General features: G+C 40.4%; 10 protein-coding genes. 1 reads left to right on the forward strand and 9 read right to left on the reverse strand.

The genetic code is table 11. The features are described 5' to 3' along the window. Window positions 1–22: 22 nt before the first annotated feature. Complete coding sequence (locus tag MHH63_RS13715) at window positions 23–1,786, reverse strand: ABC transporter ATP-binding protein (protein ID WP_341171671.1); 1,764 nt, start codon at window positions 1,784–1,786, stop codon at window positions 23–25. Next, window positions 1,779–3,335 (reverse strand): ABC transporter ATP-binding protein, encoded by a 1,557-nt coding sequence (locus tag MHH63_RS13720; RefSeq protein WP_341171672.1) that lies wholly within the window; start codon window positions 3,333–3,335, stop codon window positions 1,779–1,781. Before MHH63_RS13720 ends, MHH63_RS13715 begins: the two co-directional genes overlap by 8 nt. A 315-nt stretch (window positions 3,336–3,650) precedes the next feature. On the opposite strand from MHH63_RS13720, the gene MHH63_RS13725 reads away from it, so the two are divergent. Further along, entirely contained in the window at window positions 3,651–4,451 is an 801-nt protein-coding gene (locus MHH63_RS13725; RefSeq protein WP_076125834.1) for a polysaccharide deacetylase family protein, read from the forward strand. Window positions 4,452–4,524: 73 nt separating this feature from the next. Here MHH63_RS13725 and MHH63_RS13730 read toward each other — a convergent pair whose 3' ends face one another. The 7 genes from MHH63_RS13730 to MHH63_RS13760 form a co-directional block, all read right to left on the reverse strand. Next, window positions 4,525–5,667, reverse strand: coding sequence for a copper amine oxidase N-terminal domain-containing protein (locus tag MHH63_RS13730; protein ID WP_341171673.1), 1,143 nt, complete (start codon window positions 5,665–5,667; stop codon window positions 4,525–4,527). Window positions 5,668–5,735: 68 nt separating this feature from the next. Further along, window positions 5,736–6,896, reverse strand: a complete 1,161-nt coding sequence (locus MHH63_RS13735; RefSeq protein WP_341171674.1) for an alanyl-tRNA editing protein — start codon at window positions 6,894–6,896, stop codon at window positions 5,736–5,738. Window positions 6,897–7,025: 129 nt separating this feature from the next. After that, on the reverse strand, window positions 7,026–7,253 hold the full coding sequence (locus tag MHH63_RS13740) for a hypothetical protein (RefSeq protein ID WP_036678084.1): 228 nt from the start codon (window positions 7,251–7,253) through the stop codon (window positions 7,026–7,028). An 89-nt stretch (window positions 7,254–7,342) separates the two neighbouring features. After that, window positions 7,343–8,968: a DUF4179 domain-containing protein gene (locus MHH63_RS13745; protein WP_341171675.1), complete on the reverse strand. Its 1,626-nt coding sequence runs from the start codon at window positions 8,966–8,968 to the stop codon at window positions 7,343–7,345. After that, the gene (locus MHH63_RS13750) at window positions 8,946–9,536 is read right to left on the reverse strand and encodes an RNA polymerase sigma factor (protein ID WP_076302019.1); all 591 of its coding nucleotides are present in this window, start codon (window positions 9,534–9,536) and stop codon (window positions 8,946–8,948) included. The genes MHH63_RS13745 and MHH63_RS13750 overlap by 23 nt, the downstream gene beginning before the upstream one ends. A gap of 169 nt (window positions 9,537–9,705) precedes the next feature. Next, window positions 9,706–10,995 (reverse strand): amidase, encoded by a 1,290-nt coding sequence (locus MHH63_RS13755; RefSeq protein ID WP_341171676.1) that lies wholly within the window; start codon window positions 10,993–10,995, stop codon window positions 9,706–9,708. 95 nt (window positions 10,996–11,090) lie between these two features. After that, entirely contained in the window at window positions 11,091–12,656 is a 1,566-nt protein-coding gene (locus tag MHH63_RS13760; protein WP_341171677.1) for an ABC-F family ATP-binding cassette domain-containing protein, read from the reverse strand. Between the last annotated feature and the right edge of the window lie 162 nt (window positions 12,657–12,818).

Consider the following 12,818-nt stretch of genomic DNA (forward strand, 5'->3'; position numbering starts at 1 on the left):
AAAACTACTATGCTAAGCATTTTTAGTTATACCAAGATGATTGTAAAACGTACATATCTGCATAAATCCCTTTATTATTTATTAAGTCTTGATGCTGCCCCACTTCAGCTATACTTCCATTATCAATAACATAGATCGTATCAACATTTTTCGCCCAGCCCAGTCTATGTGAAATGAAGATCGCAGCTTTATCTTGGCAGATATCTAATAATTGTGTATAGATCTGCATCTCAGCATTCGGATCAATCGCAGAAGTAGGTTCGTCAAACACTAGAAGATCCGCATCATTATATAACGCACGCGCTATCGCCAGCTTTTGCCACTGTCCGCCTGATAGCTGCCTGCTTCCTTCAAGCATTTGACCTAACCTTACATCTAGTCCCCCTAATTCGTAAAACAAATCCATCAGCTCACATTTTTCCAGAATACTTAGTATTTTCACATCGTCCGGCGAAGATTTGGCATCACCCAACAGGATGTTTTCTCTTAGTGTCATTTCGAATTTAATAGAATGCTGGTACACGACGGATACTTTACCTTGAGGTTCTGGACTGTCTTTCCAGTAAATAGATCCAGAACTAGCAGTGTACTGCCCTAATAACAATTTGATCAAGGTAGACTTTCCTGCTCCATTTTCTCCAACGATGGCTATTTTCTCACCGGGCTTTATGACCATATTGATGTTAGATAAAACATACTTACTGGATTTGGCGTATTTAAAATAGACATTTGAAACGGTAATAGGAAGCATAGCTTCAGAGCTGTTATTGATATTATTTTTTTGGAAATCTCTATTTTTATAGGTAAGCACTTCATTTAAGTCATATAATTTACTGCTGCTGATGTAAAGCTTGCTTAGCGGCCAAGTCAAACTCATGATTTTACCACCACAAGTTAACAAAGCCAGAAATAATACTGAGATTGTCCCCACAGTAACTGTATTTGACTCCCCCATTTTACTTAACAGATAGACCAATACGATAAAAATAGCACTCGTCTGAACCATAGCCACAATCATCCCTGTTTTGATTTCGAATTTCCTCGCACTATACCTTTTATCATGCTGCTTCTTCATAAGCTTTGCCCAGAGATCCGTAAAATAGGAGATAGAGTTATAGATTCGCATTTCCCTAATCGCATTAGGATCTTCCAAAGTTACAGCTAGATAATCCCCCATTCTTCCGTCAAAAGTAAGCTCTCGCCCTGTTCTTCTAACTTTAATCTCAGTAAACATTCGAAAAGATAAAGTAGATACGATCATTAAACCCACCACCAGTGTGACTAAAAAATATCCACTTGTAGCCGATAACCAGATGATACTTATAAGTCCTGAGATATTTCCTACACTGGACACCAAAAAACCAGTAATTCCCTCTAAATCTTCTCCAACTATTGTTTTAGCTCTTTGCAGCTTGTTCCCAAACTCTTCATCATCAAAATCCTCAAAGTCAACTTGGTTTGCAATATCTATCAGCTCGGATTGGAAAGCGAGAGTTAGTTCCGCATTCATTCGACTTTTCATTATGTTGGTTATACTCAATGAACAGGCTTGTACTCCATGAATTAAAACAAACCATAGAATCGGAATAAAGGTTATCGCACCAGCAGCTACTGCATTAATGATATGAACTTGAACAGAATACGAGTAAAAAGTTAATAATCCACTGATTATAGGAACTATGATCGTTATTGTTGAGATTACTGGACTTTTTCCAATCATCCGTGCCAGTATCGTTAAAATATTCTTAAGGTCTCTTCTCAGCAGAATCTCTCCTTTCTCAGCCATATAAAGAGGACTGGCGGTTAAACATTCCCCTGTACTTACCATCCAATATCATTAATTCTTCATGTGTTCCACTTTCAACGATTTCTCCATGCTCAAACAGAAAAATTCTATCAACAAATTTGGACATATATAGCCGATGTGTCACAATAATGGAGGTCTGCTGCTCTCCTAATTTCATAAAGGTTTCAAACGCCTGCTGTTCCGCGTAAGGATCAAGGGCTGCAGTAGGTTCATCAAAAATCGTAAGCGAGCCGTTGTTGAGGTAAGCACGTGCAATCGCAAGTCTTTGCCATTGTCCACCAGACAGATCGATCCCCCCAAACTGTGGACCTACTAAAGTGTCCAACGCAACACCATAAGAATCGGCTTCTGCTTTTCTCATCGCAGCTAATAATCTTGAATCGTCATACATGGCAGCAATATTCCCCATGGCTATGTTTTCTCGAATTGGTCTATGTAATTTAGTGAAATCCTGAAATACAACTCTCACACCCTTTGTGACGTTATGAGCCAGAACTTCCTGCTCTCCATTAAACCATTGGATGTTTCCCGCTGTTGGATGGTATAACCCTGCTATCAGCTTGATGAGCGTGGATTTTCCTGAACCATTCTCACCTACAAAAGCAACTCGTTCACCAGGTTTGAGGGTCATGTTTATATTTTTAAGCGTGTCCTGTGCATTGGTTGCATAACGATAATTCAACTGCTGAATTGTGATCTGCATCGCATCGGTATTCCTTATGGAATCTTCCGGATCTCTTTGAACTTGCTCTTCAAGTTCCAAATACGCACTATACTCATTGAAGCGCACGCGACTTTTGGTCAGATCAGAATACATCCTTGTTAGTGCAGGAATGACAATAAATAATTGACTAGATATCTGAAGTAATAATACGAAAAGTCCGGCGCTCTGCCCGCTACCTCCAAGCGTAATTGCTAAAATAGCAATCGTAAGCCCGTTTAATAAAGTCATAATTATACTTTGGGAGAAGCTTAAGGTCTCAGATAAAATAACTTTTCGGTGCATTTGTTTGAAATTTCCATTAAAGAGCTCTTTCATTGTGGTAACCAAGTAGGAGGACATTCCGTACATTCTTACTTCCGGGAGGGTATTTCTACTAACCAGCAAATCAACGATATAATTAATCATTCGTACAGAGGAGGTTTGATTCGCTGAAATGGCCTCTACTTTCCGAGACATCCATCTGATGAGGTAAAGCTGCAGAATTTGTACTACTAAAATGAACATTGCCAGGATATAAAAGCCATAACAGGATAGGACTACGATTAGTGCGATCAATGTTATAAAGTGGATTGTCACCCCGGTCCATTGATCTAACAAATCGATCAGGGAAAGCCGTTTTGCTTTTTCTCTAATCGTTTTTGTTGCGGGATCTTCCAATAAAGCCGTCGATAATTTAGAGGTCTTAGCCAAAATACTATGTTCCAGTTCATAAATACTGGTTGCCGTTAAATTGGTTACAGAAATGGCTCGAAGAGAACCATTGATGCCAGCCAGATATAAAATTAACATCAGTGAACTTACCAATAGTAAGATATGTAGGTAGGCGTTAGTCGTGAAGTTCTGAATGAGGTCAACCACATATTTCGTTATGAACAGCTCTGCAAATAGAATTGGTGGGCTCAGCAGGTTAGTGATAAAATATAAAAGTGAGTTTCTTTTGTCTTTTACATAGAGTAGCTTTACAACGTAGAGAAAGTCAGGCAGATAGCATCTCTCCTTAAGTGTATATTTTTCACTGAAAACTCTTTCCTTTTCAAACGTGGAATCTGATTATAACGTTAATTGTTTATAATTGGAAGAAGTACTTTCAAGCTCACCAAATTATAGGAGTGTGAATTCATGAAACTTCAATTCAACTTATTCCCAGGCGGATTATCAAAGGCGCTCACTATGAGCTATGATGACGGCCAGAAACACGATATCCGCTTGGCTGGTATTTTTGATCAATATGGAATTAAAGGGACCTTCCATTTAAATAGTGCAATGATCAATGCACCTGGGTTCTTATCGCCCGCTGATGTTAAGCATTCGCTCAGGAATCATGAAGTGTCCGCCCATTCCGTTACTCACCCACATCTAGAGCGTCTTCCTTTACCGATGGTAATTGAAGAGTTGTTCGAAGACCGTAAACGATTGGAAAAGCTGGTGGATTATCCAGTGCGAGGCATGTCCTACCCCTACGGTACATACTCTCAGGAGATAATTGCACCACTTCAGTCCGTTGGAATTGAATACAGCCGCACTGTTCACTCTACCAAACAGTTTGATATGCCTCTTAATTTCATGGAATGGCATCCAACCTGCCACCATATTGAAGATCTGCATCAGGTTTGGGAGCGATTCACCATGGAAGGACCCTCCCAGAAACTAAGACTCTGTTATGTTTGGGGCCATAGCTATGAGTTCGCACAGCAGAACAATTGGGAGTTAATAGAAACTTTTTGCCAACAAGCAGGTGGACATTCAGATATTTGGTACGCTACTAATATTGAGATTTATGATTATGTCACTGCCCTGTATTCACTGAAATTAAGTGCCGACAAAACGATTATCCGCAACAATTCTGCCATAGATGTTTGGGTATCTATTAATGATCAACCCGTTCAGATTAAGGGTGGAAGTATGATGACTACGAAATAATCTAAAACACAAAAAAAGAGCGTTGGCCAACATCGCTCTTTTTTTGTGCTAATTATATTGATGTGATTCCGAATTATTTCGCTAGAAGTGTATATGTCACTGTTTTTGCTTTTTCCTCAAGGATTGGCGTATAGGTGAATGTAAGCACATTCCCCTTACGGCTTTTCATCCCTAACATTCTGCTCAGAATGTATTGATCTCTGCCATCATTTACTTTATCCCATTCTTTACGATCCTCACTAGTAATCAGTTGTTCACTGAGATTGACGATTTCTCCTGTACTGCTGTAGACAATATATAATTGTGTTGTATCTAATAAGCGAACAAGTGCTACATCCTCCGCGGCGTACTCCACTATGAAATCACCGGTTGCCCCGGTTAATTTCTCCATCTCAAACAACTTGCCCAAACCGCCATCCTTAGTAATATACTGAACATTCTTCCCATCGGTCATATACACCTGAGTGGAAGGTACTTGAGGCGCATGTGGATAAGCAGAGATCATATAATGATAATCCATTTGCTTAATTATTGTACCTGCTTGAACTAGTACCTGATAGCTGTTGCTGAATTCATTAAACATTGCATAGTGATTGTCCGTTAACTGGAGTAAGTCCGTGCCATTTCCAAGTTTTTTAATCTCAAATCCATGATTGTAAGCTGACTCCTTAAGGGGTAGTTGGCCAATAATTACTGGTTTCCCGGCTGCCGTAGCCCGGTAATATAAATTAGCGTTTTTTTGAGATATCCAATAGGATCTACCTTCTACAGAAGCAGCAACAAATCTAGGTTCATCTACGATTTGGATAACCCCATCCGTTTTATTAAGCGCGGTTTTACCCCCGAGTACACTGACTGCAGAGACCAATGGCAAGTACAACGAACCTTTTATGATACGAGGAGATTTTGTTAATGCCATCGCTGCCCCGTTCACTTTTGACGTTGCAGTACCCGCGGTGAAGATGACTTCACGCTCTGGACGTACCAGCTTGGCCATTTTGGATTTTTGATCCCACGATAACGTATAACCCATAGCATCTGCAAGTGATTTCAAGGGTACAAAAGTTGTATTCTCCGCGATCACTTGTTTACTGCTGATTCCAATTTCTTTATAGTTAAATTGAATTTGCTTGTCTGCTTGCGCAGATACCGCTCCATACCCAGTACTTAAAATCAAAACTGCAAAGATCCCTAGCGTTACCTTCCATTTATTCATATCTATCCGTCTCCTTCGACATTATAATCATATGTAATTAGACGGAAGATAATGGAAAAAGTTTCTTCTCACCCTCTAGCAAACTCATAAAATGCCAAAGCATCCTCCCAAGTTGGGAATCCTGCTTGCGCCAGTTTATCGCTGCCCCCGCCTTTACCATTATAGCTGCCTAGATGAGCTTTGAAAAAAGCTCCACAGGAAATCTCCGTGCTCCCGTTCTGCGCAAACACAACCTTATTCTCCGCAGAAGTAGCTAATAATACAGGAAGATCACATTTCGAAGTCAGCTTATTAGCTAAGCTCTGTAGATCTTTTAGCGATTTATCCTCAAATACTTGTGCGATCATCTTTCCCGCTTGCTCATTTAAAAGCTCTTGCACAACATAGTCGTCATTTTTTTCTTTAAGCAGGTAAATTTCAGCTTGCAGCAGCTTTTGTTCATTTTCCCATTTTTCAATTCGATCAATAATCTCATCTTTGCCTGTGTTGAATTTGGAAGATAGTGTACCAAGGATTTGCTGACTAGTATTAAATTCCTCTAAAGCACGATATCCACATTTAAAATAAATCCGTGTGTTCCCTTTTATTTTCTCAGCTTTCAAAAGCTTAATTATCCCAATTTCACCTGTTGAGGACACATGTGTCCCCCCACAAGCGTTGTATTCAACATCTTTGATCTCAACAATCCGGATGTTCTCTGTCACTTTTGGCTGTTTAACCAATTTAAGCTGTGCAGCCTCTTCCCCTGTTACAAAATAACTGAGAATATTGTGATTTAAGTAAATCTGCCGATTAACTTCTCTCTCTATGGAGTACAGTTGATCAGCAGACAGTTCTGAAACTTCTATATCAATAGTGCAATAGTCCTCACCTAAATGAAAGCTTAAGGTCATAAAGTTATGTTTTTCTAGACAAACCGCTGAGAGCAAATGCTGGCCACTATGCTGCTGCATATGGTCAAATCTTCTATTCCAATCGATCTGACAAGTTACCGATTCCTCATTAGGTAAACGTTCCAGCTTATGCAGTACAAGCTCTTCCTCACTGATTACATCAAGCACAGGGATTCCCTGAATTGCTCCAAGATCACAGGGTTGTCCACCACCATGCGGATAAAAAGCCGTCTCCTCTAAAAGAACATAAAGACCATCTTCTCGTTCTATGGTTTCAGTCACACGGGTTTGCCAATCAGTCTGGTATGTAGAATTGTAGTATAGTTTGTTGGTCATAAATGGTTTCCTCTCTTTTTTACGTTATCGACATATTAAGTTTATAGTATCATAACGGATAGTTTGAATCTTATTATTTCAAAAAAACCAGCTCCACGCAAAAACTGCGTAGAACTGGTATTAGGGTAATTAACAAGAACAAGTAGCATCTTTTAAATTTCTAATGGCAATTGCATTTAGTCGAAGCGCTTCTACTATTGAGTCTCTTACTGCTAACAATTCAAATCTTTCACGACTGCCAATAGGCAACCTGCAAAGAATGGCTTCAATTCTTTTAAGACTTTCTTTCAGAATCACTCTTTGCTTACGCAATGCGTTCAAAGCTCTTTGAATTTTTCTCTTCTCTGCAGCAGTCATAAACTACCACCTCTTTTCGATTGTGATAGTATATGAGATGCTTATTCCCCCTTATTTGCTTGTACAATCCGGAAACCAAATAACTATATTTACTCTTTTTTACTAGCTTCCATGATAGGAACGGACCAGTCTACATTAGAATACATTCGATTGTTTATCGTGCGTACTAATTGAAGCTGCTCGGGAATTTGTGTAAGGCCTTCGGCACGGAATTGAAAATATTTCTTTTGATTATTTGACTGAGACTCGATAAATTCAATATAACCATCTTTCCATCCTCCCCCTTTGGTAGTAAAAGCTCCTTGTTCAGTGAGTTTGTACTCCTTGCCATCTAGTGTCTTAAATATCCATTCACTATTTATAAACTCATTTCTCAATCTTCCGCTAAAATGTAATACACCTTCCTTCGCTGATACATTGTTATCGGGAGACGACTCCACTGTAAAATCATTTAACATCAGTTCATCCCCGTCAAATGCAAAGGGAATCGGCTGTTCTTTCAACTTGGCAGGCTCAAATTGTACACTAGAACCATCCTTCTCTGGGATGAAATATCCATCCAATACGAAAGTATAAGGCGTATCCTGAGGTAAATATTTAAACGTATAGCTCCAGTGCATAAGTCCCTTTGTTGCCCCGGGAAGGTTAGAGTAGGACATCACGCTATTCTTATTAGGAAACTTTCTAGCATTAACACTGTGAATCTCTTCGCCTGCTGTATCCTCAAAATGGAATTTCAAGCCCTGTTGCTTCCATAGTTCGTCAGGAGAACGGGTCAATGCCTCTTCACTCAATTGCGTATCAAACTCAAAACGAACACCTTGCACCATATGAGTTAATTTTTTCAAGGTCACTGTTAAACCGTCCGGGGAGGTGTAGCTACCCGTTAGTGGCATGGAGGTTGTTTGTTTATTCGCTTCTGTCATATCCATCGAAAAATTGAAATTCCAATCGCCTTTAAGAGTAGGGATGTTCTTGCGTTCACTTCCCAATTCAGTAATATGACCTTCGACCGTAATTCGATCAGTTTGCAGAGGTTCAGTGAAATTAGCGATCAAATAGTAAAAGTCACTGGTAAATCCTATATCGTATAACTCCCCAACAACCTTCCCTTGATCATCCTTAATCGCAATACTGTTCCCATCATTAAGGGCCAACCGCTTTTTATCATGCTTTCCATCTGGTCCAAACAACTGTAACGCAACAATTACCCGTGTAGGATCTGCAACTGCTTCATCTATTTTGATTGTGTAGCCCTTATCCTTCACCTTAATATTAGGATGCTCTACCAACCCAAATTCTTGTGCTCGTAGAAGGCCAATGTCCATGTTGTTTTTTACAAAAAGAGAACGTAAAGTCTCTGCCAGTGTAGGAACGGAATATAAGATCACGGCACTTAGCACAACCAGTAACAACGCCGCACCCATAAATAATCTCAGCAACTTATTGCGCTTCGGATGCTTGCGATTCCTTTGTGTTGGAGTAAATTCCTCAAGCTCTACTTGTTCCAAAGAAGCCATTACTTGAGCAGTAAATGAATCTGGTAAGCGCTCTTCATACATAGCCTGCGACCATTCAGCTTGTTCCTCAAGCTCTGCTTCGTAGATCATATTACAATGCGTACAAGTTGCCATATGTTCAGCTACGGCTTGATCTCGAAAGATAGATTTGCTTAAAATATATTCTTCGATCTCATAGGAATTTAAGCACCTCATCGGTCTTCACCTCCTGGAGTGTAATTAGCTGCTTCAAACGCTGTTTAGCCCGGTATAAATCATTTTGAATCTTGCTTAATGGAACATCTAGAACCATACACATTTCTTCATAGCTTAAATCATTGGTATAACGAAGCAGTAAAGCCGTACGATAATTAGACGGGAGCTTCTGCATCAGGTGAAGCAGCTCTGTGCGATGCTCCGATCGCATTAATTCTTCTTCTGGATTATCCGAAAGAGAATATTCGGCATTGTCGTCCGGCAAACTCGCTGTCGGTCGGTCTTTTTTCCACAAATCCTTCAGTAAATTAGTCGCGATAGCATATAGCCACGCCGCAAAATTCTTATCCAAATCATGTGAGGCCAACTTGCGGTAAGCTTTAATAAACGTCTCCTGCGTTATGTCTTGTGCATCTTGATGATTGGCTCCCATTCCTCGCAAAAGCCCATAAATTTTATTCTTATATCGATTTACAAGATACGAATAGTCTTCTTTATGTCCATCGAGAACATTTTGGATCCATAGCCTCTCATCCTCTTTTTCAACTTTCGGTACATGTCCCTTCACCCTGAAGCCTCCTTGAAGCACGATACTATATAGACGATCCCTATTAAAAAAACTCTCACTTTATACAAAAAAAAGTAGATCTTCAAATAAAACGAAGACCTACTGTGTAATCTACCGATTACGTTTTAGAACAAAATACAACAATTGATCCATTTCTAAAGCCATAGAATCACTGAAGCGCTAAAGAAACCACTTTACTCAAATAAATTAACTCTTCATCCCTGCCATATGCCCCGATACATTGAAATCCTAATGGCATGTTGTTTATAGAGGCAGCTGGAATACTCACCGCAGGCGCTCCAGCATATGACCAAATGGCCGTCATTCCGGTCCATCCGGTTCGTGAACCCCACAGCGGAGCTGTTCCTGCCTGAGCCGGCGAAACCCACAGATCAATCCCCTGTGACTTCTGCACATCTAATAGATCATTTCTGAGCTTGATTTGTCCGCTACGATATCCTTCCAGTTCTTCCTCAGTGATGGTTCGTCCAGATAAAATAGCCTGCCGTACGGTATCCTCATAAAGATCTTTATAAATATCAAATAGTGAATGATGGACTTGCGCCATTTCTCCGTGAACAAACCGCACCATGGCATCTCCGTAGATAAAGCTATCTTCCCACGGCATCGCAACTGTTTTTATGCTGAACCCTGCTTCCTCAAGCTTCTTAAGCTGCTTCTGAAAGGTTATCTTGGTGTCATCCTCCAATAATGTCATGTATACACCTTCGGGTATCCCTAGCACAGGTTTACGAGCTTCATTAAATGGTTTCCATTCTGTTACTAGCTCCGCGGCGAGAAAGTCCATACCCTCCATATCCTGAGTGAAAAATCCAAACGTATCAAAAGATGGCGACATCAATTGGACACCATCTATAGGGATACGCGCATAACTAGGTTTAAAGCCGACCACTCCGCAAAATGAAGCAGGTGCCATAACAGAACGCAAGGTTTGTGTACCTATCGCAAATGGACAGATACCCGCGGCAACCGCAGCAGCAGAGCCTGCACTAGAGCCGCCAGGCGTATGATCCAGCTGATGAGGATTGCGGGTTGTGATAGGTCCGGCATAAGCAAATTCCTCCGTCACTGTTTTGCCGGTGAACCAAACCCCTTTTTGCCGAAGCTTTTGAATAAAACTGCCCTCAGACTTCGTCAAAGCTTGTGGGGGAAGGTTCGACCCTGCACAGGTAGGCAACCCGTCTAAGTGAATTAAATCTTTGATTCCAACAGGTATTCCATATAGCGATGGTTTAGGAAATTCCGAATACTTCTCTTTTACCCTAGCCACTTCATTTTTTATTCTATCTGCTCGGTTCTCCTCTGGCACAAAAGCACGCACGTGTGGTTCTACCTTATCGTAAAGATCTAAATATTGTGTAAGATATCTATCCATGGTCACATCTGAGGTCTTATTGCCCTGAGCAAACTGAGCTAACGAAGATTTATTAATGTACATGTCTGATTGGAGCCCTCCTTAATATTCACTTAAACCAGGAAGCCATTTGAAGACGATTGTATTAATTTGGAACAACTTTATGTTACTAGTTAACCTTATCTATGGCTATACTTTAGTTCTCTATTTCTATTTTCATCCACAATATTGATTACACGATCCACCCACCCTTGATAAAATTGCTCCTCATGAGAAACTAGAATCACTGTACCTTTAAATTGGATTAAAGCATTCTGTAAAGCATCTTTTGTTTCGGCATCTAAGTGATTAGTGGGCTCATCTAAGATTAAGAAATTACATGCTGTAAGCAATAAAAGACACAGCTTAACTTTGGATTGTTCGCCACCGCTGAGTGTACGGATAGGCTGTGTAACGTGACTATCTTTTACAACACATAATGCTAGATGACGACGTATTTCCTTAATAGTCAATTTTGGATAAAACGATGCGACGATTTCTATAGGTGTCATGTTATCGTTTTCCCAAATTAAATCTTGCTCGTAGTAACCAATAGAGACTTGTTCGGCAAAGCGGAATGCCCCGTCAACACTGGGGATTTGACCAACTAATGTTTTCAGCAATGTTGATTTTCCTATGCCGTTAAAGCCTGCTATGACTATCTTTTGTCCTCCTCGAATGGAAAATGTTAATTTTGGCAGCAGAGGCTTATCGTAACCAACCACAAGATGGTCTACTCTAAGCGCAACTTGTGCATTAACAGGAAGCTCTTGAAAACGGATAGATGCTTTAGTGACAAACGTCGGTGCAGCGATTCTCTCCATACGATCCAGCTGCTTCTGACGGCCACGGGCAATTCTAGAATTAACACCAGCACCATTTTTCCGGATATATTGCTCAGTGGCTTCAATTTTTTTCTGCTGTGCATGGTACTGCCGGATATGGCTTTCGCGAAAATGCTCCTTCTGTCTCAAAAAATCAGCATATTTGCCATGATATTTTTTAATCGTTTCCCCTTCAATATCGCAAATGCTTGTTGATATTTTATCGAGAAAAGTGTAGTTATGAGAGACCACAATGAAGGCTTGATCGAACGCTATCAGATATTCAGCAAGCCAGTTAATATGCGTGGTGTCGAGATAATTGGTGGGCTCGTCGAGCAATAACACATCAGGTTGTTCAAGCAACAGCTTTGCCAATATAACTTTGGTTCGCTGCCCCCCACTAAGCTGATCAATAGGACGGTCCATCCCCATTGCATTTAGTCCTAGCCCCGTAACCACTTTACTGATATTGCTCTCGATAGAATAATAGTCGAGCGCCTCAAGTCGTTCCTGAAGGTCTGCTGCCTTCTGCAAAAGCACTTCATTGCCAGAAACAGCACATTCCGCATAAAGTGCATTCATCTTTTCTTCCATTTCGTATAATTCAGTGAACGCTCTCCTTAAATAACTTTGAACGGTACTTGACCCATCAATAACCGCGTATTGATCAAGATGACCTATTTTGATATTGGGCTGCCATTTAATCGTTCCACCATCAGGAATCACCTCGCCCGTCAGAATACCAATCAATGTGCTTTTCCCTGTTCCATTCTGACCCACTACACCTACATGCTCCCCTTTGTAGACTTCCAAAAAAACCTGTTTATACAGCACTTTATCTCCAAAAGCATGTGATACATTAGAAACCTCAAGTAAACTCATTTGCTTTCCTCTTTTCTATAATTGTTTTTAAGCACAAAAAAAGCAGAAGACACCGCGCCCTTGGGCGCAAGCCTTCTGCTTATTAGTGCACGAATAGACGGCACAAATAGATAATTGTCAGTTTGGAAACTGAACATTATAAACACAAAAGGCTGTAGACGA

The organism is Paenibacillus sp. FSL H3-0310 (genome assembly GCF_038002785.1).
Taxonomy (GTDB): Bacteria; Bacillota; Bacilli; order Paenibacillales; family Paenibacillaceae; genus Paenibacillus_AQ; species Paenibacillus_AQ odorifer.